Source organism: Streptomyces sp. NPDC000878 (genome assembly GCF_053599695.1).
The window spans coordinates 93,926-116,881 of sequence record NZ_JBSFMT010000014.1 but is presented as its reverse complement, the minus strand read 5'-3'; the positions used below and the strand labels follow the sequence as shown (position 1 = coordinate 116,881).

Below are 22,956 nucleotides of genomic sequence, written 5' to 3'. Positions count from 1 at the left end.
CATCGGCAAGGAAATGCGCCGCCTGTGCGGCGAGTTGGTGACCGAGCTGAGGCTTCCGGCACCGGCGGAACCCGCCGATCTCTACGCCGCGCTGTGCGATGCCATGAGCAGGCGTCGCGGCCGTCCCGTCCTGTTCCGCGCGGCGCCCTTCCCGCCCGGCACGGCCAGCGGGCTGTGGCTCGACATGGCTGACCAGGATCTCATCGTGGTCGAGGAACGCACCGCGCCCGACCACCAGTTGGTGATCCTGGGCCATGAGCTGTGGCACATGCAGGCCGGGCACTGCGGTCACCATGTCGAGGGCGCCGCGGTCGCCGCGCGGCTGCTCAGCGACACCGCGGACCTCCAGGCCACGGTCCGCAAGGTGGCCGCCCGCACCCGGTCCGACCTCGCGGACGAGCAGGACGCCGAGAGCTTCGGTCTGCTGCTGGCCAGCAAGTGCCGTACGTGGCTGGCCGGTTCGGCGCTGCGCAAGCCGGTCCAGCGGGATCAGCTCGCGGGCCGTATCGAGGCCTCCCTGGGCTATCGCGGGCCGCAGAGCTGAGGCGGCGCCCGGCGTGAACGACTCCAGCTACTACGTCCCGTCCGCCGCGATGGTGATCGTCCTCCTCCTCAAGGGCCGGGCGGTGCTGCGCGCCTGGCGGGACCCGCTGCTGCGCTCGGTGTACGCGCTACTCCTCCTCTCCGTCCTGGTGTTCCTCTTCGCGGCCCCGCCGACCATCTCCTGGGTCAACCGTGTCACCGCCGTCCCGAACATCTCGGCGCCGCTCGTGTACTGCCTGCTGAGCGCCTTCAGCGCCTCCTGTCTGGTGCTGATCATCAACTGGCGCGGCGGCCCGCCCGAGTCCACCCGCCGCGCCACGCGCCGCTGGATCGCCGGGTACGCGGTGGTGATCGTGGCGACAGCCGCCCTGTTCGCCCTGGGCAACGCCCCCGAACAGCGCCTGCGCGACTTCGACACGCACTACGCGAACACGCCGTACATCCGCGAAATGATCGTCCTCTACCTCGTAGCCCTGACGGTCGCGAACATAGCGATGAACATGATGTGCTGGCCGTGGGCGCTCCAGGTGCACGGCTGGCTGCGCGTCGGGCTGCTCGTCATCGTGGCCGGCTTCTTCTGCAACATCGCCTTCGCGGCGGCCAAGATGACGGCCGTGATCGCCCGCTGGAACGGCGAGAACCTCGACTACCTGAGCACGTACGTCGCCCCCGCGATGGCCGCCGCAGCGGAGGTCGTCACCGCGGCCGGCTTCTGCATCCCGCTGGCCTTCCAGCGCGTGGGCGACGTGTGGAGCACCTGGTCGACGTACCGCCGTCTGAGCCCCCTGTGGCGAGAACTGGCCCCGCTCGCGGACCACGGCGACCGCACGGTCCGCATCGCCTGGTGGTCCCCGGCCGAACTCCAGGTCACCCAACGCGAGTCCGACATCCACGACGGCATGCTCAGCCTCTACCCGTACTTCGACCCAACGGTCCGAACCCAGGCCTACGAGGCCGCCCGAGCCGCGGGCTCGACCCCCGAGGGCGCGAGAGCGGAGGGGGACGCGGCGATGGTGACGGCAGCCTTGCGGGCCCGAGCGGCGGACCCGGAGGGCAGGGTCATCACTGCGGCGGCAGCAGAGGACGGCAGACCGCCGACGGCAGCGGAGGGCCCACGTGACCTGGTGGCCATGTCCCACGCCCTGCGCCGGTCTCCGGTGGTTGCGGCGGTACGAGAGAGAACGGTGGCTTGGCAGTAAGGGACGCGTGCGCTTTTCAGGGGCGCGGGGAACTGCGCGACAAGCCACGACGGCGCCGCACCCGAGAAACTACGTCGCACTCCGCTCACTCATCTCACGCAAGCCCTGTTCCACCACCTGCCCGGGCCGCCCATCAACCAACAACTCCCGCCAGTGCTCCCGACTCCAGTCAGCCGGCGCACTCCCCCCGGTGAACTCCTCCACCAATTCCACAAACCGCGCCGGATCACTGTGGAACGGAAAATGCCCCGCCCCCTCGAAAATCTCCAGCCGACTACCGGGCATGGCCTCATGCGCCCCATACGCATGCCGCACCGGCACCACACTGTCCCGGTCCCCCCACAGCAGCATCGTCGGCATGCCCTCGGTGAGATAGCACCGGTCGAGCATGGTCACGACCTGCCCCCGCCAGTCGACCACCGCCCGCAGCGTACGGATGAAGGCGTTGCGCGCCGTCTCGTCGGGCAACGCATCGACCAACGTGAGCAACTCCGGCGCGTCCTGCCCGAGATCCGTGTCCAGCAGCTTCATCAGCCGTACGACAAGCCCCACTTGCAGCCGCATCCCCGGCAACCGCAGCGCGGACAACGCGAGATGGGCACCGGGCAGCGACACCGCCCGCAGGACGGGATTGACCTCGCGCCCCACACCCCCCGCGCTGACCAGGATGAGCCGCTCGGTGCGCTCGGGGAACTGGTAGGCGAACTGCATGGCCACCCCGCCCCCGAGCGAGTGTCCGACGAGCGTCGCGGACTCGATGCCGAGGGTGGTGAGCAGATCGCGCACGCCGTTGGCGTAGGCGGCCACCGAGTAGTCGGCGCGCGGCTTGTCGGAGGCGCCGTGGCCGAGCAGGTCGGGGGCGATCACGATGTGGCTGCGGGCGAGGTCGGGGATCAGCTCGGCCCAGGTCGCCGACGAGTCGCCGATGCCGTGGATCAGGACGAGCGCGGGGCCCGAGCCCGCCATCCGGAAGGCCCGGCGGTACCCGTGCACGACGCGGTACCGCAGTTCCAGTTCGTCGTCGCCCACCGGACGCAGCCGTACCGCGCGTGCCGGTCCGTGACGCGGGACGTCCGTCACGCCGCTCACCTCCCCGTTTCCTGTACGCCGTACTCCTTGCTGAAAACCCTTTCCCCTCAGCGTAGAACCCCATTCTCACAAGGCGTTTCGAGGAGGTTTCGCCTCCGCTAAGCGAGCGAACCGAGGCGTACGGGAACCGGATTGTCAGTGGCGGGCGGCAAGCTGGGAGATGCAGGAATGACGCCGACACGGGGAGAGCCGACCGATGCCGACAGCCGTACTGACCGACCGTGAGCGCACCGCCGTACAGGCCTACTTGAGGCTGCTGCACACCGTGCGCGCCGCCTTCGACATGCCGCCGGGCAGCCGCCGACCACCCGTGGTGCCGCCCGCCGTCCTCGCGGAGGCGGAGGCGGCCCTCGCGGAGGCGGGTCTCACGGGCAACGAGGAGAGGTTCTTCGAGCTGCTCAGGCAGGCTGGTGCGGCACGCTGACCGCCGTGCCCAGCAGCCCGCGCCGTACAGTCCAGCGGCCGTCGAAGTACCCGAGTTCGTGGCCGTCGACGACCGGTCCGGGCACCAGCAGACGGGCCCGGAAGGTGCCGTACGGGTGCGGGCCGGGCTCGGCCGTGAACGCGATGTCGGCCTCGCTGAAGTCCAGCCACTTGCCGGTGAGGGGGAACCACGCCTTGTAGACCGACTCCTTGGCGCTGAACAGCAGCCGGTCCCAGTGCACGGGGATTCCGTGCGCGCCCGGGCCGCCCTCCGCGAGCACCCGCAGGTGTTCCCGCTCCGTGGACAGGGCCACGGAGTCGAGGACGCCCTCGGGCAGCGGCTGGTGGGGTTCGGCGTCGATGCCGATCGAGGCCAGGTCGGTGGCGCGGACGAGTGCGGCGGCGCAGTAGCCCTCGCAGTGGGTCATGCTGCCGACCAGCCCGGCCGGCCACTGCGGGGCGCCCCGCTCACCGGGCAGCACGGGCTGCGGCGGCACGCCGAGCTTCTCCATGGCCCGGCGGGCACACGCGCGTACGAGGGTGAACTCGCGCACGCGCTTGGGCACCGCCCGGGTCACGAGCGCCTGCTCCTCCGGATACAGCGTCGCGCCCCCGAGCCCACCGGCCCCTGGCCCACCGGTGCCCGGCCCACCGATCCCGGGGCCACCGGCCACGTCCCCGCCGCCGAAAGCCTCGTCACCGTGCGCTTCGACGGCCACCACGGTGGCCGGAAGCAGCTCCTCGATCACCGGATCCGACCTCCATCGGCAGTATGCGGCGCAGCCTTCCCGGGTCTCCGGGGCGCTTCTGCCATTCGCGGGGGTAGCCCACCGACACTTCTTCGAAGCGGACGCCCTCGTGCCACGTGGTCCGAGGGATGTGCAGATGACCGTAGACCATGGTCGCGACGCGGAAACGGCGGTGCCAGTCGGCGGTCAGCGTGGTGCCGCACCACATGGCGAACTCGGGGTGCCACAGCACGTCCGTCGGATGCCGGTCCAGCGGATAGTGGTTGACGAGCACCGTCGGCAGGTCCTCGGGCAGCTCCGCGAGCCGCCGCTCGGTCTCCGCGACCCGGGCCCGGCACCAGGCCTCGCGGGTCGGATAGGGGTCGGGGTGCAGGACGTACTCGTCGGTGCAGACGATGCCGGTGCTCTCCGCGTACGCGAGGCCCTCCTCCTTGGTCGCGCAGCCCTGCGGCAGGAAGGAGTAGTCGTAGAGGAGGAAGAGCGGCGCGACGACCACGGGGCCGCCGGGGCCCTCCCACACGGGGTACGGGTCCTCGGGCGTCGTCACGCCCAGCTCACGGCAGAGGGCGACCAGGTGTTCGTAGCGGGCGACGCCACGCAGGGTGACCGGGTCCTTGGGGTGGGTCCACAGTTCGTGGTTGCCGGGTGCCCAGATCACCTTGCGGAACCGGCCGGCGAGGGTTTCGAGGACCCAGCGGATGTCGGCCACCTGCTCCGACACGTCGCCGGCGACCAGGAGCCAGTCGTCGTCCGACTCGGGGTGCATCTGTTCGACCAGGGCGCGGTTCTCGGGGTAGCCGATGTGCAGATCGCTGATCGCCAGCAGCTGTCCGGCACCGCCGGCCGTCGTCTCCACCCCAGCCCCTTCCGCATCCGAACTCCGCCCCCGCGGGCGCGCGTTCGGTCCACAAGAACACATCCCCGGCGACCGGACAAGTAGGGCTCTCCGCGCCCGGGAAGCCCCCTCCACGGAGATCCACGAGCGGCGCCGAAGATCACTACAGGGGGCCACTGCCGGTGCACAAGGCAACACACGGTGTACTGCTGTCAATTCCGTAACACGCACGTAGCAGTATCAAGGTCTGCGGAGCCTTATGATCGCCTCAACACTTCCGCCACAAATCCGGTTCGCACCCGGCGGCTTGTCGTGTTCCCAACTCTCCCCTGGCCGGGCTCGGCCTTTCTTCGCCGTGCCCGTGATCCTTGAAAGGTGGCCCCTGCATGGTCTCTCGCGTACGCGTCTGGCTCAACCGCACGTACGCGGAGAACGTGTTCTTCATTGAACAGCTGCGGAGAAATCCCAGCGACCGCGCGGTCGAGATCCACGCCACCCACGGGGACGCCGACTCCCCCGTCCTGGCCGCCGCCGACACCGCCGCGATGGAGCCCGAGGGCCTGTCCCCCGCCGCATACGTCGAATACGCGCTCGACCAGTGCGACCGCCGCGAGATCGACGTGTTCGTGCCGCGACTGCACCAGGACGCGATCGTCGAGCACCGCGCGGACTTCGAGGCCGTCGGCACCAAGCTGCTCGCGCCGACGCCCGAGGCGGTGGCCGTCTTCCAGGACAAGGCGACCGCGTACCAGGCCGTCGAGGCGGTCGGGGTGCCCGTGCCGCCGTGGTGGCGGGTGCGCACCGCCGACGAACTCCTCGCCGCCGTCGAGCAGTTGGAGGCCGACGGGCACAAGGCGTGCTTCAAGCCGGCGGCGGGCGCGGGCGGTGTGGGCTTCCGGGTGATCACCCGCACCCCCTTCTCGATGGCTCACCTCAACGGGTTCCCCAGCCCCTACGTCCAGTTGGACATGGTCCTCGACGTGCTGCGGAACTCCGAGGAGGGCGTCGACTGGCTGGTGATGCCCCGTCTGGAGCAGCCCGAGGTGTCCGTCGACTGCCTCACCGGCCCCGACTCGCGCATCCGGATGGCGATCGGCCGAACCAAGAACGGCCGGCGGCGCGGCTTCACCCTCGACGAGGCCTGGCTGGAGCCCGCGCGGCTCATCGCCGAGGGTTTCGGACTGCACCACCTGAGCAACATCCAGTTCCGCATGTACGGGGACCGCCCGGTCCTGATGGACGTCAACACCCGTCCGGCCGGCGGACTGCACCAGCTCCAGCTGTGCGGTATCAACGCCCCTTGGGCGGCAGTGCAGTTGGCGCTCGGCGAGGACCCGGGCGACCTGGTGCCGCCGTTCCTGGGCCAGGACTACGCGGTCGTCTCCGCGCCGCGTCCGGTGCGCACGGCGTCGGTACCGGCACACGCGGACGAGGTCCCGGCGCCCACGTCCATGCTGTCGGCCGTACCGGCACCGGTGGCCGTCGAGGAGCCGGTCGCGGAAGCGGCGGCCGAGACATCGGCGGGAGCGCCGGCGGCGGCCACCGCGTAAAGCCCCTCCCTCACCAGGCACACCCACATCCCCACATCGGTCTGGACCAATCGGCGCTCGACATCTTGACAGCCCGACTGGTCCAGACCAACTTTGTTGCGCACCCCCTTGCATATCCGTGCACTCCCGAACACCCCCATAGCTTCAGGGAGACCGCTGTGCGCTTCGTCAACCTCACGCATCCCGGAAGATCACTCCGGCACCGTCTGCTCGCTCTGCTCGGCGCCACAGCTCTGGCCCTGGCCGGGGCGATAGCCCTGCCAGGCACAGCCCAAGCGGCCAACATCCTCACCAACCCCGGCTTCGAGTCGGGCGCCCTCTCCCCCTGGTCCTGCACCGGCAACCTCGGCTCGGTGGTCTCCTCCCCCGTGCGCGGCGGCACCAAGTCCCTTGCGGGGGCGGCCAGTTCGAGCGACAACGCCAAGTGCGCCCAGACCGTCACCGTCCGCCCGAACACCGCCTACACCCTGAGTGCCTGGGTGCGCGGCTCGTACGTCTACCTGGGCGTCGACGGCGGCCCCTCGACCTGGACGACGTCCTCGTCGGCGTACGCGCAGCTGTCGGTCTCCTTCACCACGGGGGCCGCGCAGACCACGGCCACGGTCTACACCCACGGCTGGTACGGCCAGGGCACCTACTACGCCGACGACATCAGTCTGGACGGCCCGGGCGGTGGCGGCGGTACGGACACCCAGGCGCCGACCGCGCCCAGCACCCTGCGCTCCACGGCCAAGACCTCCTCGACGGTCTCCCTGGCCTGGAACGCGGCCTCGGACAACGTCGGCGTCACGGCGTACGACATCTACAGCGGCGCGAACCAGGTGCTGAGCGTCTCCGGCACGACGGCCACGGTGAGCGGACTCGCGGCGAGCACCGCGTACTCCTTCACGGTGAAAGCGCGGGACGCGGCGGGGAACGTCTCGGCGGCGTCCAACGCCGTGAGCGTCACGACGGACGCGGGCAGCGGCGGCGGGACCGGCTTCAAGCAGGCGGCGCCGTACCTCTACCTCGGCTGGGGCGACCCGCCGAGCGCGACCTCGGTGATGAGCGCGACGGGCGTCAAGTGGTTCACGATGGCGTTCATCCTGTCCTCCGGCGGCTGCAACCCCGCCTGGGACGGCACCCGCCCGCTGACCGGCGGCAACGACCAGACCGTCATCAACTCCATCCGCGCGGCGGGCGGTGACATCGTCCCGTCGATCGGCGGCTGGAGCGGCAACAAGCTCGGCCCGAACTGCTCGACACCGCAGGCACTCGCGGGCGCCTACCAGAAGGTGATCGACGCGTACGGGCTCAAGGCGATCGACGTCGACATCGAGAACACGGACGAGTTCGAGAGCGAGGTCGTACAGGACCGCATCCTGGGCGCCCTGAAGATCGTCAAGGCGAACAACCCGGGCCTGCGCACGATCCTGACCTTCGGTACGACGACCACCGGCCCGACCTACTGGGGCAACCGCCTGATCGAGCGCGCCTCCGCCCTCGGCGCCGACATCGACGTGTTCACGATCATGCCGTTCGACTTCGGCGGCGGCGCCGACATGTACGGCAACACCGTGAACGCGACGGAAGGGCTGAAGACGAAGCTGAGGTCGACGTTCGGCTGGGACGACGCCACGGCGTACGCCCACATCGGCATCTCCGGCATGAACGGCCTGTCCGACCAGCAGGAGCTGACGAGCCCGACGACCTGGACCCAGATCCGCGACTGGTCCAACTCCCACCACATCGCCCGCCTCGCCTACTGGTCGGTCAACCGCGACCGCCCATGCCCCGGCGGCGGAGTGGTCAGCAACTGCTCGGGCATCAGCCAGAACACCTGGCAGTTCACGTCGATCACGGCCGGTTTCACCGGCTGAGCCGCTGAAGAAAAAGTGACGGGTCGGGTCGCATTGAGAGCGGCGGACCGGGCCGCATTGACAGGGACGGGCGGGGCCGCCTTGAGAGGGGCGGCTCTGGCCGCGTTAACAGGGACGGGCGGGGCCGCAAACAACACGGCCCGCCCGTCCCACCTAAGGGGCGCGGGGAACTGCGCGACCAGCCCCCACCGACCCGCAGCCGAAGAACCGCCTAACCGGCGGAGCCGACAGCCAACCGGAACGTCTGCACCTCGAACGGCCGCAGCGTCACAGCCACCGTGTCACCCTCCACCGCAGCCTCGGAGAGGGGCCGCTCCAGCAGGTCGGTGATCTGGGCCCCCGCCAGCGGGAACCCCGTGCACAGCACACCCTCCGCACGACCACCGCGCGACTCGTAGAGACGCACGACAACATCGCCGGACGCGTCATCCGCGAGCTTCACCGCCTCGATCGTCACACCGTCACCGTCCACCCACACGACCGGCTCCGGGGCGCCCGCCGCGTCCGCCACGCGCAGCGGCAGGTTGAGCGAGTAGCCCTCGGCTACCGCGTCCTCGATGCTCGCGCCGGGCAGCAGCGAGTACGTGAAGCGGTGCTTGCCCTGGTCGGCCCCGGGGTCGGGGATACGCGGGGCGCGCACCAGCGACAGGCGGACCGTGGTCGTCGTACCGCCGTCCTCGCGGACCGTGCGGGAGACGTCGTGGCCGTACGTCGAGTCGTTGAGGACCGCGACGCCGTAGCCGGGCTCGGCCACGTGCACCCAGCGGTGGCCGGAGACCTCGAAGCGGGCCGACTCCCAGGTGGTGTTGGTGTGCGTGGGCCGCTGGACGTGACCGAACTGGATCTCCGCCGACGAGTGCGCCGCCCGGATGTCCACCGGGAAGGCCGCCTTCAGGATCTTCTCGGCCTCGTGCCAGTCGATCTCCGTCTCGAAGTCGATCCGGGGGCTGCCGGCCCGCACGGTGATCGTCTGGACGATCTTCGAGCCCTGGCCGAAGGCGCGCTCCACGCGGATGGCGCCGAGGAGCGAGTCCTCCTCGACCACGGTGACGGAGGTCGGGTCGAGCAGGTCCGTGTAGCGGTTCTTGTAGTGCTTGTCGATGTCCCAGGCGTCCCAGTAGTTCGGGAGGTCGGTGTGCAGGCGGAGCAGGTTGCCCTTGTCGGCCAGGACTTCGCGGTTCGCCTTCAGGTCGCGGACCGAGGACAGGGTGCCGTCCTCGGCCACCTCCACCCGTACCAGGCCGTTGTCGAGGACCCGGCCGGCCGTGACCGTCACCGGCTGCGGGGGCTCCGCGACGGCCAGCTGGGCGCTGCCGCTCGCCGGGACCTCCACGTACATGGGGACGCCCGTCGAGGTGCGGACCACCTCGGCCCGGTCGTACGGGCTCGTGTTGAACGCACGGGACTCGCCGCCGCCGAGCGCGGCCACCGCCTCGGCGGTCAGCGCCTCCAACTCCTCGGCCACGCGGGCGTATTCGGCCTCCGCCTCGCGGTGCACCCAGGCGATGGACGAGCCCGGCAGGATGTCGTGGAACTGGTGCAGCAGGACCGTCTTCCAGAGGCGGTCCAGGTGCTCGTACGGGTACGCGTAGCCCGGCGCGTGCAGTGCGGCCGTCGTCGCCCACAACTCGGCCTCGCGCAGCTTGTGTTCGCTGCGCCGGTTGCCCTGCTTGGTGCGCGCCTGGGAGGTGTACGTGGCGCGGTGCAGCTCCAGGTACAGCTCGCCGACCCACACCGGGGCGTCGGGGTACTCCTCCCGGGCCTTGGCGAAGAACTCGTCGGGGTGCTCGACCTCGACCGTCGCGGAACCCTCCAAGTCGGCGAGCCTGCGCGCCCGTTCCATGATCTCGCGGGTGGGACCGCCGCCGCCGTCGCCCCAGCCGAAGGGGGCCAGCGAACGGTTCGCGACGCCCTTCTCCTGGTAGTTGCGCGTCGCGCGGGCCATCTCCTCGCCGCTGAACCGGGCGTTGTAGGTGTCGACCGGCGGGAAGTGCGTGAAGATACGGGTGCCGTCGATGCCCTCCCACCAGAAGGTGTGGTGGGGGAACTTGTTGGTCTGGTTCCAGGAGATCTTCTGGGTGAGGAACCAGTCGTTGCCGGCCAGCTTGGCGAGCTGCGGGTAGGCCGCGGTGTAGCCGAAGGAGTCCGGCAGCCACACGCCCTTGGTCTCGACGCCGAAGTGCTCGATGAAGAACCGCTTGCCGTGGATCAGCTGGCGGGCCATGGCCTCGCCGCCGGGCAGGTTGCCGTCGGCCTCGACCCACATGCCGCCGACCGGCGCCCACTGGCCCTTCTTGACGGACTCCTGGATGCGCGCCCACACCTTGGGGTAGTTCTCGCGCACCCACTCGTACTGCTGGGCCTGCGAGCAGGCGAAGACGAAGTCCTCGTACTCGTCGGCCAGCGAGGTCACGTTGGAGAAGGTGCGGGACGTCTTGCGCTTCGTCTCGCGGATCGGCCACAGCCACGCCGAGTCGATGTGCGCATGCCCGACACCCGAGATCTTGTGGGCGCTGGCGTTGGCCGGCTTGGCCAGCGTCGGCGCCAGGGCCGCTCGTACCGCCGCCGCCGAACCGGCCACGTCGTCCAGGTCGAGGAGGTCGAGCGCGCGGTCCAGGGCGTGGGTGATCTCGTGCCGGCGCGGGTCGTGCTCGCCCAGCTCCAGCATCAGCTCGCGCAGCACCTGGATGTCGAGGTCGAGGTGGAAGACCTCCTCGTCCAGGATCGCGAGGTCGGCGCGCTGGAAGGTGTAGATCGGCTTGTCGCCGGCGGTGAGGATGTCACCCATGGGGGTGATCTTGGAGAAGTTGTCGGCCAGGATGTCCGGGTTCGACGCCGCCTCGACCAGGTAGTCGATCACCTCGCCGCCCGTGGCGGGGTTGGCGATCGGCACGTACTGGTTGAGCGGGTTGACCGCCTTCAGCGGGGTGCCGTCGGTGAGGTGGACCAGCGCCTCGGCCTGGTTGCCCGGCCAGTCGCCGATGAAGCCGAGGTCGATGACCGCCTCGACGCGCCGCCCGGCCCACTCGGCGGGCACCTGTCCGCGCATCCGGAACCAGGTCGTGCCCCAGGGCGGGCCCCAGAGGGTGTCCATGGCGAAGGGCGCGTAGGTCGCGGCCGACGCCTCCTCGAAGGAGACCGGCTCGCCCGGCGCCTGCCAGGCCTCGACCTCGAAGGGAACCGTGGCCGCGTAGATCGCCGCCTTGATCCGCTGGTCGTGGAGGCGCTGGACGCGCTCCTCGATCCGCCGGCGTTCGTCGTGCATGAGAAGTCTCCAGACCAGATACGAGCAGACCAGATGTGAGCAGATCTGAAACGAGCAGACCCGATACGAGTGGGGAAAGCGCTTACTTAAGGTACGCCAGACCAGGGTGGACCGCGGTGTATCCGTCGACCAGCCTGCGGGCCACGTTCACAGAGTCGACGAGCGGGTGCAGCGCGAACGCCTTGACCGCCGTCGCACGGGAGCCGGACTCGGCGGCGGCGAGCACCTCGCGTTCGACCGCCTTGACCGAGCAGACCAGGCCGGAGGCGTGGTCGGGCAGCGGGTCGACGGTGACGGGGTGGGCGCCGTTGGCGTCGACCAGGCAGGGCACCTCGATGACGGCCTCGGCGTCGAGCACCGAGAGCGTCTTCCGGTTGCGGACGTTGAGGATCAGGGTGGTGCGCTCGTCGCGGGCGATGGCCCGCATCAGGGCGAGGGCGACCTTCTCGTAGCCCCCGGACAGGTCGTCGGCGTCGCGTTCGCCTGCGCCCGCGGTCTCCCGGGCCTCGGCCATGTAGGTCGCCTCGCGCTCGGCGCGGGTGCGGTCCCAGGCGGTGAGGGCGGCGGCGTCGGGCCGTGTCATCTCGTCGTAGAAGCCGGCCTGCTGGTCGCGCAGGAAGGCGCCGCGGGTCTTCTCGGCCTCGCTGTAGGCGCGTACGGCCTCGCGGTTGAAGTAGTAGTAGTGCAGGTACTCGTTCGGGACGGCGCCCAGGGACTGGAGCCAGTCGGTGCCGAAGAGCTTGCCCTCCTCGAAGGAGCCGAGGAGGTCGGGGTCGGCGAGCAGGCGCGGGAGTTCGTCGCGGCCGTTGATCCGCAGGCCGCGCACCCAGCCGAGGTGGTTGAGGCCGACGTAGTCGATCCACGCCTCGCTGGGGTTGGCACCGAGCACGCGGGCGATCCGGCGGCCGAGGCCCACCGGGGAGTCGCAGATGCCGATGACGCGGTCGCCGAGGTGGCGGGACATGGCCTCGGTGACCAGTCCGGCCGGGTTGGTGAAGTTGATGACCCAGGCGTCGGGGGCGACCCGGGCCACGCGCCGCGCGATGTCCTCGGCCACCGGGACCGTGCGCAGGCCGTAGGCGATACCACCGGCGCCGACCGTCTCCTGGCCGAGGACGCCCTGGTCAAGGGCCACCTTCTCGTCGTTCGCCCTGCCCTCCAGGCCGCCGACGCGGATCGCGGAGAAGACGAAGTCGGCGCCGGTGAGCGCCTCGTCGAGGTCGGTCGTGGCGCTCACCTCGGGGGCGTCGGGCACCCCTGCCGCCTGCTCGGCCAGCACGCGGGTGACCGCCGAGAGGCGGCCCGCGTCCAGGTCGTGCAGGGTGACATGGGTCACCCGGCCCTCGGCGTGGTCGCCCAGGAGCGCCCCGTACACGAGCGGCACGCGGAATCCGCCACCGCCCAGAATCGTCAGCTTCAAGGTTGCACCTTTCCTGCCGTGATGACCTGCACCCCGGCCTCCTGCAAAGAGGACTGCGTCGCCGGGTCCACCGGCGCGTTCGTCACCACCATGTCCAGTTCGTCCGGGCCGCAGACCTTCGCCATCCCCGTCCCGGGGAACTTGGCGCGGTCGGCGAGGAGGACGACCCGGTCGGCGGCCTTGATCATGGCGCGCTTGACCGGTACCTCGACGACTGTGGTGTCCATCACCTGGCCGCCGGGGCGGACGCCGCTGGTGCCCAGGAAGAGCCAGTCGGCGTGCAGCTGGCGCAGGTTGTCCTCGGTGAGGAAGCCGACCAGGGAGCGGTACTCGCGCCGGACCATGCCGCCGAGGAGCACCAGTTCGATGCCCTCGTCGTCGACCAGCTCCTCGAAGACCACCAGGTTGCTGGTGATCACGGTGAGCCGGCGGCCGTGCAGCTGGCGGGCCAGCCGGTAGGCGGTGGTGCCGATGTCGAGCAGCACCGACTGGCCGTCCGCGACGAGCGAGGCGGCCCTGGCCGCTATCGCGTCCTTCTCGGCGACGCGCACCTCGGCGACCTCGGCGAAGGGCTGGTCGCCCTCCTCCACCACGGCGCCGCCGTGGACACGGGTGAGCAGGCCCTCCTCCTCCAGTCTGACCAGGTCACGCCGGATGGTGGCGGGGCTCACGCCCAGTTGCTCGGAGAGATCGGTCACGGCCGCGGGGCCGCCCGAGCGCAGGGCCCGCAGGATGAGTTGATGTCGTCGTTCTGCCAGCACGCGCTGAACAGTACTAGTCATCTTCAATCATTTCTATGCTCAGTTCTGCTCGACTCTTGCCAAATCTTCCGAAGGCGCGCACGATTCCGGTCATCAAACTCATCAAACTGACGAGTTTTGACGAGAGGATGCGCGCGTGGACGACGAACGGCCCGATGTGCTGCTGACCGGGCTGCTCTTCTTCGACCTCGTCCTCACCGGCCTGGGCAAGCCCCCGACGCCCGGCGAGGAGATCTGGACGTCGGGGATGGGCACCAGCCCCGGCGGGATCGCGAACCTCGCGGTGGCCGCCTCCCGCTTCGGTCTGAAGACCTCGCTGGCCACGGTCTTCGGCGACGACGCCTACGGCGCCCACTGCCGTGCCGTCCTCGCCGGCCAGGAGGGCGTCGACCTCTCGCTCTCGCGCACCGCGGACGACTGGCACACCCCCGTCACCGTCTCGCTCGCCTACGACGGCGACCGCGCCCTGATCACCCACGGGCAGCCGCCGCCGTACTCCCAGGACGCCCTGCTGGGCGACCCGCCCGAGGCGCGCACCGCGCTCGTGCACATCGAGGCCGAGCCCCACCGCTGGCTGGCCAAGGCGGCGGCGAACGGTACGCAGATCTACGCGGACGTCGGCTGGGACCCGACCCAGCAGTGGTCCTCCGACCTGCTCGACCAGCTCGCCCTGTGCCACGCCTTCCTCCCCAACGAGACCGAGGCGATGGCGTACACCCGCACCGACACCGCGGTCGCCGCGCTGGGCACGCTCAGCGAGCTGGTCCCGGTGGCCGTCGTCACCCGTGGCGGGGACGGCGCGCTCGCGGTCGACCAGACGACCGGCGAGTACGCGGAGGTCCCGGCGCTGCCCGTGGACGTCGTGGACTCGACAGGCGCCGGTGACGTGTTCGGCGCCAGTTTCGTCGCGGCCTCGCTCGGCGGCTGGCCGCTGGAGGAACGGCTGAAGTTCGCCGTACTGGCCGCCTCCCTGTCCGTACGGCAGCACGGCGGCGCGCTGGCCGCGCCCGGCTGGTACCACGTCCACCGCTGGTGGCACACGCTCGACGACCCCGGACTGCGGCGCGCCTACGGCTTCCTGGCCGACCGGCTGCCGGCCGACCCGGGCCCGCCGGTGCGGTTCGCACCCGTCACACCCTGAGACCCCCACAACATCCTGAGACCCCCACACACTGCCTTCCCCCCCCCGTAATTCCCCCCACTGACTCTTCCCCCTTACGCACGTACCGAACAGATCCGAAAGGCGGTGGGAGCTGTGCAGCTCTCACGAAGAGGCCTACTGCGCGCGGGCCTGGCCGGCACGGCCGCCACCGCGCTCGGCGGCCTGGCGAGCGGCTGCGCCGTTCCGACCGGCTCCACCGGGCGCAACATGGTCCTGTGGTACTGGAGCGGCGGTCTGAGCGACACCGTCGTCAAGAACGCCAAGGCCCGCTACGACAGCTCGGTCGACCTCCGGGCGATCCAGATCGGCGGCCAGTACCGCTCGAAGCTCATCACCACGATCACCGGTCAGGCCCATGTCCCCGACATCGCGGGGCTCAAGGGCGAGGACATGGCGGCCTACCTCCCGAACGCGGACCAGTTCATCGATCTGCGGACGCTGGGCGCGGAGAAGTACAAGAGCCAGTACCTGCCGTGGAAGTGGGACCAGGGCATCGCCGACGACGGCACGATGGTCGGCTTCCCGATCGACTGCGGGCCGGTCGCGCACTTCTACCAGTACGAGGTGTTCCGCAAGGCGGGCCTGCCGTACGAGCCCGCCGACGTGTCGAAGGAGCTGAGCACCTGGGAGGCGTTCTTCGCCGCGGGCGAGCAGCTCAAGAAGCGCATCCCGGGCACCCAGTTGCTCACGGACGTCAACTCCGTCTTCGAGAACGTCGTACAGCAGGGCTCGAAGCGGTACGTCGACAAGGACCGTCACTTCATCGGCGACCAGCAGCATGTGCGCGACGCCTGGGCGCTGGCCGTGGAGGCCAAGAAGCGCGGGATCGTCTCGGACCTGGTGAACGGCACCCCGGACCAACTGTCGGCCGTGCAGGACGGCAAGCTGCCCAGCCAACTGGGCGCCTCCTGGGCCAGCTTCGACATCAAGAACGGTGTCCCGAAGACCAAGGGCAGGTGGCGGATCGCCGACATGCCGGTGCGGCCCGCGAACAACGGCGGCTCGTTCCTGTCGATCACCAAGGCGTGCCGGGAACCGGAGAAGGCCTTCCAGATCATCACCTGGATCCTCAACGCGGCCAACCAGGCCCAGGGTTACGTCGACGCGGGCCTCTTCCCCTCCACGCCCGCCTCCTACGACCTCAAGCAACTCCGGGAAGCGGACCCCTTCTTCGGCGGCCAGGTCACCACCGACATCTTCGGGCCCGCCGCGCAGAAGATCGTGGTCGCCTACAACAGCCCGTACGACATCGCGCTCGGAACGCCCATCAAGGACGAGATCAAGAACGTCGGCGTCCTCGGCAAGGACCCGGAGAAAGCCTGGAGTGACGCCATGAGCAAGTGCCGTCGCATCGCGAAGCACCTGGGGGTGAGCTACTGATGGCGGTCATCGAGCAGTCCCCGCCCGCTGTGGCGCAGCGGCCCTCACCCACCGGGCCGAAGAAGGGGTGGCGCAAGTACTGGCACCTCTACGCCGCGATCTCGCCCTTCTATCTGATCTTCCTCGGCTTCGGCCTGTTCCCGGTCGGCTTCTCCCTCTATCTGTCGTTCCACCGCTGGGACGGCCTCGGCTCGATGGAGTGGGCCGGGCTCTCGCAGTACCAGTACCTGCTGAGCGACAGCGACTTCTGGAACTCGATCGGCAACACGATCATCATCTGGGCGCTGGCCACCCTCCCGATGATCTTCCTCGCGATGATCACGGCCGTGATGCTCAACTCGGCGGTCCGCTTCAAGAACCTCTACCGGTTCGCGTACTTCCTGCCGAACGTCACCTCGGTCGTCGCCATCGCGATCGTCTTCGGCTCGATCTTCTCCACCAACTTCGGCATGGTGAACGCCATCCTGAACGCGGTGGGGATCGACCAGATCGCCTGGCTGAACACGCCGTGGGGCATCAAGGTCACCATCGCGGCCCTGATGACCTGGCAGTGGACCGGCTACAACGCGATCATCTTCCTCGCCGGGCTCCAGACCGTCCCGAGCGAGCTGTACGAGGCGGCACGCATGGACGGCGCCGGGCCCGTCCAGACCTTCTTCAAGATCACGCTGCCGCTGCTGCGGCCCACCCTGCTGTTCGTGCTCGTCGTCTCGACGGTCACGGGCCTGCAGAGCTTCTCCGAACCACAGGTCCTGCTCCAGACCTCGTCCAACGACTCGACGTTCGCGGGCGGTCCGGGCCACTCGGGCCAGACGATGGTCCTCTACTTCTTCCAGCAGACCTTCGACAACAACGACTTCGGGTACGGAGCCGCGGTGGCGTGGGGCATCTTCCTCGTCGTCGTCCTCTTCTCGATCATCAACTGGCGCCTCGTGCAGCGCCGGGGCGACTAGGAAGGGCCCGCAAAATGGCATCCATCAAGGGGTCCCGCCGCAGAGGGCTCGCGCTGCACCTACCGCTGATCATCGGCACGCTGATCTCGGCCTTCCCGTTCTACTGGGCCGTGATCATGTCGACGCACAGCTCGTCGGAGATCTTCTCGTACCCGCCGAAGCTGCTGCCGGGCACGCACTTCCTGGAGAACGTCCGCAATCTCTTCGACGCCATCGACTTCTTCGGGTCGATGTGGAACTCGCTGCTGGTCGCGACGTCGGTGACCTTCCTGGTCCTGCTCTTCGACTCGCTCGCGGCGTTCGTCTTCGCCAAGTTCGAGTTCCCCGGCAAGGGGCTGCTGTTCGGGCTGCTCATGGTCATCTTCATGGTCCCGGCGCAGCTGTCGGTCATCCCGCAGTTCGTCGTCATGGCGAAGATCGGCTGGATCGGCTCGATGACCGCGCTGATCGTGCCGGCCGCCGCCAACGCCTTCGGCATCTTCTGGATGCGCCAGTACATGAAGACCGCCATCCACGACGAACTGCTCGACGCGTCCAAGCTCGACGGCGCGAACTTCCTGCGCCAGTACTGGCATGTGGCGCTGCCGGTGGTCCGCCCCGGGCTCGCCTTCCTCGGCATCTTCACCTTCATGGGCCAGTGGAACGACTTCGCCTGGCCCCTGATCTCCCTCACCAACCCCGACAACGTGACCCTCCAGGTCGCGCTGTCCCAGCTCAACGGCACCCACGGCACCACCGACTACGGCATCGTGATGACCGGCGCGCTCCTCGCCCTCGTCCCGCTGCTGATCGTGTTCGCCATCGGTGCCAAGCAGATCATCGGCGACCTCGCGAAGGGAGCGGTCCGCGGATGACAAGCGATCCGCTGCTGGCCCTGCGCCCCTGGGAGTCACCCGAGGTGACTTCCTGGGGGCGCCTGCCCATGAACGCCGTCGACCGGCGCGCCCAGGCTCTCTCCCTGGACGGCGACTGGCGTTTCCAGCTGCTCCCGACGCCGGACAGCCCGGTGGCCGAGGAGTGGTCCTCGACACAGGTGCCGGGCGCCTGGACCCTCCAGGACACCGACGACCTGCCCTGGTACACCAACGTCCAGATGCCGTGGGGCGACTTCCCGCCCACGTCGCCCGTCGCCAACCCGACGGGCGTGTACGAGCGTGAGTTCGACGTTCCGGCCGAGTGGGCGGGCCGGCGGATCGTGCTCCAGGTCGGCGCCGCCGAGAGCGTGCTGCTCGTGCACGTGGACGGGCGGCCGGTCGGCATCTCCAAGGACTCCCATCTGGCGGCCGAGTTCGACCTCTCCGACGTCGTCTGGCCGGGCCGCTCGGCGACCGTACGGCTGACGGTCGTCAAGTGGTCCGACGCCACCCACATCGAGGACCAGGACCAGTGGTGGCACGGCGGCATCACCCGCTCGGTGCTGCTGTACGCGACCGACCCGCTGCACCTCGCGGACATCACCGTGCGGGCGTCGGCCTCCGGTGAGCTGCGGGTGGACAGCCGGGTGCGGGACGCGGGCGGCGCGCTGCCCGAGGGCTGGTACGTCACCGGCGAGATCGACGGTCAACTCCTCGTCCAGGACCTCGACTTCGACCGCCTCAACGCCGAGGACGACCGGGTCTCCGCCTTCCTCGGCGAGCCCCGGCTGGGCGCCCAGGTGCCCGACGTACGCACCTGGACCGCCGAGACGCCCGAGCTGTACGGCCTGACCGTCCGGCTGCACCGCGCCGACGGAACGGTCGCCGACACCTCGTACCGGCGGATCGGTTTCCGGGACGTCGAGATCGTCGGACGGGACCTGCTGGTCAACGGCGAGCGGATCTACATCCGGGGCGTCAACCGGCACGACTTCCATCCGCTGACCGGGCGGACGGTGTCGTACGACGACATGCGCGCCGATCTCGTGCTGCTGAAGCGCTTCGGCTTCAACGCGATCCGCACCGCGCACTATCCGAACGACCCGACGCTGTACGACCTCGCGGACGAGCTGGGTTTCTACGTGGTCGACGAGGCGGACATCGAGTCGCACGACCACGCGCACGAGATCGCCGACGACCCGCGCTATCTGGGCGCCTTCGTGGACCGCGTCTCGCGGATGGTCCTGCGGGACAAGAACCACCCGTCGATCATCATCTGGTCGCTCGGCAACGAGTCCGACTACGGCGCCAACCACGACGCGGCGGCGGGCTGGCTTCGCCGCCACGACCCGACCCGACCGCTCCAGTACGAGGGCGCCGCGAAGACGGGCTGGGCCGATGCGACGGTCGCCTCCGACATCGCCTGTCCGATGTACGCGCCGCTGGAGGACTGCGTCGCGCACGCCCTGTCCGGTGAGCAGACCAAGCCGCTCATCCAGTGCGAGTACTCGCACGCCATGGGCAACAGCAACGGCACGCTCGCCGACCACTGGGCGGCCATCGAGTCAACGCCGGGACTTCAGGGCGGGTTCATCTGGGAGTTCTGGGACCACGGCATTCTCCAGTGCGTGAACAGCGGCAGACCTCTCGGACGCGCGGGCGCCGGGCTCTATGACAACGGTGTCGCCGCCCCCGGCCTGCGCTGGGCGTACGGCGGCGACTTCGGCGAGACGATCCACGACGGCGCGTTCATCGCCGACGGTGTCGTCTTCCCCGACCGCACGCCCAAGCCCGTCATGTTCGAGCACCGGGAGATCGCGGCTCCGGTGCGTCTGGAGGCGTTCCGGCACGAGGGGCTCGTGGTCGCCAACCACCAGTGCTTCCGGGGCCTGGACTGGCTCGCGGCCACCTGGGAACTGACCCTCGCGGACGGCCGTACGCTGACCGCGCCCGCCGAACTGCCGGATCTGCGCCCGGGCGAGACGGCGACCGTGCCGCTGCCCTTCGAGCTGCCGGCGGACGGCGGCGAGGCCTGGCTGACCCTGCGGGTGACGACGGCCGAAGACGAGCCGTGGGCGCCGCGCGGTACGGAGATCTGCGTGCCCCAGCTGCTGCTGCGGGCCGCGCCGGACGTGTCGGAGGCGGCGGTGACGGGACCGCCCGTCAAGGTCGACACGGACGGACTCCTGGTCCACCCGCTGCTGGTCTCCGCGCCCGCGCTGTCCCTGTGGCGGGCCCCGACCGACAACGACGAGCTGGGCGGCATGGCGGCCCGCTGGCAGGACTGGGGCCTCGACTCCCTCGTACGCAAGGCCGTGGACGTACGGCGCGACGGCGGGCGCGTGACCGTGCTCGCCGAGTACGCCGGGAACGCGGGCGTCATCCGCCACGAGCAGGCGTTCACTCCGGTCCAGGGCGGCATCCGCGTCGAGGAGACCGTCGAACTGCCGGACGCCTACGCCGATGTGGCCCGGGTCGGTTCCGTGTTCGAGACGGTGTCCGGCCTCGATCTGCTGGAGTGGTACGGGCAGGGCCCCTGGGAGTCCTACCCGGACCGCGCCGCCGGGGCGCCCGTCGGGCATCACTCGGCCCCCGTGGACTCCCTGTTCACCCCTTATCTGCGACCGCAGGAGAGCGGCGGACGGCACGGTGTACGACAGTTCAGGCTGTCGGCGCCGGACGCCACCGGTCTCTCGGTCGTGCTGGACCGGCCGCGCCAGGTCTCCGTGACCCGGTTCCGCGCCGAGGATCTGGCCACCGCCACGCACCACGACCAGCTGAAGCCACGGCACGGCTGTGTGGTGCACATCGACGCGGCGCACAGGGGGCTCGGCACGGCGTCGTGCGGCCCCGACACCTTCCCCTCCTATCTCGTACAGCCGGGCACCCACCGCTGGGCCTGGACTCTTCGCACGCTCTGACCCCCCACACCACTCCCCTCGACTCACGGAACCACTTACGGAGTTAGTTGTGTGCACCTCGCACGAGTCCGGGCACGAGCCTGCCCTGGAAGCGCCTCAGGCGGGCGCCGGCCGGCGTACTTTCCTGCGGGCGACCGCGCTGATCGGGGCGGCGGCGACCACGTCCGTCGCCCTGCCGACGGCCGCCGAGGCCCTGACGGAGAAAGCGTCCTCTTCGTCGTCGCGGCCCGACACGGAGAGCCGTCGGTTCACGCTCGCCGTGATGCCCGACACGCAGTACCTCTTCGACGGACCGAGCATCGACAAGGCGCCCGTCGAGGCGTCGCTGCGGTATCTGCTGGAGCACGGGCGGGACGAGAACATCGTGTTCCTGTCTCACCTGGGCGACCTCACCCAGAACGGCGCCGCGCCGGAGTTCGCCGCGATCGGCGAGGCGTTCCGGCTCCTCGACCGGAGGGGCGTCGGCTACAGCGTCCTCGCGGGCAACCACGACGTGAAGTCCTCCACCACCGACCAGCGGGGCGCCAGCCCGTACCTCGACGTGTTCGGGCCTGAGCGGTTCAACGGGAAGAAGACCTTCGGCGGGGCCTCGGCCGACGGCTACAACACCTTCCACGTGTTCCGGGCGGCCGGGCGGGAGTGGCTGGTCCTCGCGCTGGACTGGCGGCTGTCGGACCAGGGCTACGCGTGGGCGAAGGACGTCCTGGCGAAGCACCCGGCCCTGCCCGTCATCCTCACGACGCATGAACTGGTCGTCGAGGACGACTCCCTGTCGGACTACGGGCAGGAGCTGTGGGACAAGCTGGTCGCCGACCACGACCAGATCTTCCTCACCCTCAACGGGCACTACTGGCCCGCCGGACGGGCAACGCGCAAGAACGCGGCGGGACATGACGTCGAACTGCATCTGACGAACTATCAGAACCGGTACTTCGGCGGCGCCGCGATGATCCGCCTCTACCGTTTCGACCTCGACCGGAACACGATCGACGTGGAGACGGTCTCCCCGTGGATCCTGGGCCGGGCCGCGAAGGGGCTCAACGAGCTGGAGCGGCAGGAGATCGAACTCAGCGGCGACGCCGACCGGTTCTCCGTCGACATCGACTTCGCGGAGCGCTTCGCCGGGTTCGCCCCGGTGCCCGCGCGTCCGGCCCGCCCGGCGTCGAAGATCGTCATCCCGGGCACGGTGGCCTACTGGCGCTTCGACGGACAGACCGACGGGGCCGCCCTCACCGGCACGGTCCGCGACCGGTCCGGCCGCGGCAACGACCTCGCCCTGGTGACGGTCGGGGGCGCCACCCTGAACTGGTCCAGCGACCACCACCCGGACCAGCCCGGCCACGGCAGCCTGGATTTCAACGGCTTCAAGTCGCCGCTGAAGGGCGCCTATCTGCGGACGGTCGACGGCGCGCCCCTCAACTCGGCGACGTTCAAGGCCGGTTACACCATCGAGGCGTTCTACCGGCTGCCCGCCGACTGGGACCCCTCGCACCACGCCTGGGCCGGAGTGGTCAGCCGTACGGGCACGGGCGGCGCCGCGGGCAAGACGGGCGACGACCCGGACGAGCCCCTGGCCACCCTCTCCCTCTCCAACGACCGCGAGCCGCAGTGGGCCATGCGGCCCCTCAACCAGCAGGGCATCGCCACCAACTGGGGCCAGGAGACCCCGCTGGAGACCTGGTGGCACCTCGCGGTCGTCAACGACGGCAGGCACACCACGCTGTACGTCCAGGGCTGCCCGGTCGTCCGCAACCCGACGGCGACCTCCATCGGCATCACCTCGGTCGGGCTCCCCTGGCTGCTCGGCGGCTACGAGTACGCGGGGAAGATCGACCAGATCCTGCACGCCCGCCTCGGTGACGTACGGATCGTCGAACGAGCCCTGCCCGTCAGCTCGTTCATGAACCACTGAGCCACTGCATCACTGAATCACCGACCCACCCCGTCGGGCTCCGCCAAGCCTCCTGGACTCCACGCCTCTCCAGATCCCACC

General features: G+C 69.9%; 17 protein-coding genes. 11 read left to right on the top strand and 6 right to left on the bottom strand.

What is annotated here, in order from left to right:
* Window positions 1–13 precede the first annotated feature (13 nt).
* Both ACWDR4_RS15640 and ACWDR4_RS15635 read left to right on the top strand, forming a co-directional pair.
* The gene (locus ACWDR4_RS15640; protein ID WP_450408864.1) at window positions 14–544 is read left to right on the top strand and encodes a toxin-antitoxin system, toxin component; all 531 of its coding nucleotides are present in this window, start codon (window positions 14–16) and stop codon (window positions 542–544) included.
* A gap of 13 nt (window positions 545–557) precedes the next feature.
* Entirely contained in the window at window positions 558–1,742 is a 1,185-nt protein-coding gene (locus ACWDR4_RS15635; protein WP_450408774.1) for an MAB_1171c family putative transporter, read from the top strand.
* A gap of 69 nt (window positions 1,743–1,811) precedes the next feature.
* Here ACWDR4_RS15635 and ACWDR4_RS15630 read toward each other — a convergent pair whose 3' ends face one another.
* Complete coding sequence (locus ACWDR4_RS15630; RefSeq protein ID WP_450408772.1) at window positions 1,812–2,822, bottom strand: alpha/beta fold hydrolase; 1,011 nt, start codon at window positions 2,820–2,822, stop codon at window positions 1,812–1,814.
* 205 nt (window positions 2,823–3,027) lie between these two features.
* On the opposite strand from ACWDR4_RS15630, the gene ACWDR4_RS15625 reads away from it, so the two are divergent.
* On the top strand, window positions 3,028–3,255 hold the full coding sequence (locus ACWDR4_RS15625) for a hypothetical protein (protein ID WP_450408770.1): 228 nt from the start codon (window positions 3,028–3,030) through the stop codon (window positions 3,253–3,255).
* Here ACWDR4_RS15625 and ACWDR4_RS15620 read toward each other — a convergent pair.
* Both ACWDR4_RS15620 and ACWDR4_RS15615 read right to left on the bottom strand, forming a co-directional pair.
* Window positions 3,230–4,003, bottom strand: a complete 774-nt coding sequence (locus ACWDR4_RS15620; protein WP_450408768.1) for a 4'-phosphopantetheinyl transferase family protein — start codon at window positions 4,001–4,003, stop codon at window positions 3,230–3,232. The genes ACWDR4_RS15625 and ACWDR4_RS15620 overlap by 26 nt on opposite strands.
* Window positions 3,951–4,859: a metallophosphoesterase family protein gene (locus ACWDR4_RS15615; RefSeq protein WP_450408766.1), complete on the bottom strand. Its 909-nt coding sequence runs from the start codon at window positions 4,857–4,859 to the stop codon at window positions 3,951–3,953. The genes ACWDR4_RS15620 and ACWDR4_RS15615 overlap by 53 nt, the downstream gene beginning before the upstream one ends.
* A 365-nt stretch (window positions 4,860–5,224) precedes the next feature.
* Between ACWDR4_RS15615 and ACWDR4_RS15610 the strand changes: the two genes are divergently transcribed.
* Both ACWDR4_RS15610 and ACWDR4_RS15605 read left to right on the top strand, forming a co-directional pair.
* Window positions 5,225–6,388, top strand: a complete 1,164-nt coding sequence (locus ACWDR4_RS15610) for an ATP-grasp domain-containing protein (protein ID WP_450408764.1) — start codon at window positions 5,225–5,227, stop codon at window positions 6,386–6,388.
* Window positions 6,389–6,546: 158 nt separating this feature from the next.
* Entirely contained in the window at window positions 6,547–8,247 is a 1,701-nt protein-coding gene (locus ACWDR4_RS15605) for a carbohydrate binding domain-containing protein (protein ID WP_450408762.1), read from the top strand.
* A 211-nt stretch (window positions 8,248–8,458) separates the two neighbouring features.
* On the opposite strand, the gene ACWDR4_RS15600 is transcribed toward ACWDR4_RS15605, so the two are convergent.
* From ACWDR4_RS15600 to ACWDR4_RS15590, 3 genes are all read right to left on the bottom strand, one after another.
* Complete coding sequence (locus ACWDR4_RS15600; protein WP_450408760.1) at window positions 8,459–11,512, bottom strand: alpha-mannosidase; 3,054 nt, start codon at window positions 11,510–11,512, stop codon at window positions 8,459–8,461.
* Window positions 11,513–11,594: 82 nt separating this feature from the next.
* Window positions 11,595–12,932 (bottom strand): 6-phospho-beta-glucosidase, encoded by a 1,338-nt coding sequence (locus ACWDR4_RS15595; protein WP_450408758.1) that lies wholly within the window; start codon window positions 12,930–12,932, stop codon window positions 11,595–11,597.
* Window positions 12,929–13,693, bottom strand: a complete 765-nt coding sequence (locus ACWDR4_RS15590; RefSeq protein WP_450408757.1) for a DeoR/GlpR family DNA-binding transcription regulator — start codon at window positions 13,691–13,693, stop codon at window positions 12,929–12,931. Before ACWDR4_RS15590 ends, ACWDR4_RS15595 begins: the two co-directional genes overlap by 4 nt.
* A 136-nt stretch (window positions 13,694–13,829) precedes the next feature.
* Between ACWDR4_RS15590 and ACWDR4_RS15585 the strand changes: the two genes are divergently transcribed.
* The 6 genes from ACWDR4_RS15585 to ACWDR4_RS15560 all read left to right on the top strand — a co-directional run bounded on the left by ACWDR4_RS15585 (window position 13,830) and on the right by ACWDR4_RS15560 (window position 22,875).
* A complete protein-coding gene (locus ACWDR4_RS15585) occupies window positions 13,830–14,834 on the top strand; it encodes a carbohydrate kinase family protein (RefSeq protein WP_450408755.1) in 1,005 nt (334 codons plus the stop codon).
* 114 nt (window positions 14,835–14,948) lie between these two features.
* Window positions 14,949–16,235, top strand: a complete 1,287-nt coding sequence (locus ACWDR4_RS15580; RefSeq protein ID WP_450408753.1) for an ABC transporter substrate-binding protein — start codon at window positions 14,949–14,951, stop codon at window positions 16,233–16,235.
* The gene (locus ACWDR4_RS15575; protein ID WP_450408751.1) at window positions 16,235–17,188 is read left to right on the top strand and encodes a carbohydrate ABC transporter permease; all 954 of its coding nucleotides are present in this window, start codon (window positions 16,235–16,237) and stop codon (window positions 17,186–17,188) included. The genes ACWDR4_RS15580 and ACWDR4_RS15575 overlap by 1 nt, the downstream gene beginning before the upstream one ends.
* A gap of 14 nt (window positions 17,189–17,202) precedes the next feature.
* Window positions 17,203–18,042, top strand: coding sequence for a carbohydrate ABC transporter permease (locus tag ACWDR4_RS15570; protein ID WP_450408749.1), 840 nt, complete (start codon window positions 17,203–17,205; stop codon window positions 18,040–18,042).
* On the top strand, window positions 18,039–20,963 hold the full coding sequence (locus tag ACWDR4_RS15565) for a glycoside hydrolase family 2 TIM barrel-domain containing protein (protein WP_450408747.1): 2,925 nt from the start codon (window positions 18,039–18,041) through the stop codon (window positions 20,961–20,963). The genes ACWDR4_RS15570 and ACWDR4_RS15565 overlap by 4 nt, the downstream gene beginning before the upstream one ends.
* Window positions 20,964–21,012: 49 nt before the next feature.
* Window positions 21,013–22,875 (top strand): LamG-like jellyroll fold domain-containing protein, encoded by a 1,863-nt coding sequence (locus tag ACWDR4_RS15560; RefSeq protein WP_450408746.1) that lies wholly within the window; start codon window positions 21,013–21,015, stop codon window positions 22,873–22,875.
* Window positions 22,876–22,956 lie beyond the last annotated feature (81 nt).

Excerpts from the sequence above, each read along its gene's own strand:
- ACWDR4_RS15565 (WP_450408747.1), top strand. The coding sequence starts at position 18,039 with ATGACAAGCGATCCGCTGCTGGCCCTGCGCCCCTGGGAGTCACCCGAG.
- ACWDR4_RS15600 (WP_450408760.1), bottom strand. The coding sequence starts at position 11,512 with ATGCACGACGAACGCCGGCGGATCGAGGAGCGCGTCCAGCGCCTCCAC.
- ACWDR4_RS15640 (WP_450408864.1), top strand. The coding sequence starts at position 14 with ATGCGCCGCCTGTGCGGCGAGTTGGTGACCGAGCTGAGGCTTCCGGCA.
- ACWDR4_RS15575 (WP_450408751.1), top strand. The coding sequence starts at position 16,235 with ATGGCGGTCATCGAGCAGTCCCCGCCCGCTGTGGCGCAGCGGCCCTCA.
- ACWDR4_RS15610 (WP_450408764.1), top strand. The coding sequence starts at position 5,225 with ATGGTCTCTCGCGTACGCGTCTGGCTCAACCGCACGTACGCGGAGAAC.
- ACWDR4_RS15625 (WP_450408770.1), top strand. The coding sequence starts at position 3,028 with ATGCCGACAGCCGTACTGACCGACCGTGAGCGCACCGCCGTACAGGCC.
- ACWDR4_RS15570 (WP_450408749.1), top strand. The coding sequence starts at position 17,203 with ATGGCATCCATCAAGGGGTCCCGCCGCAGAGGGCTCGCGCTGCACCTA.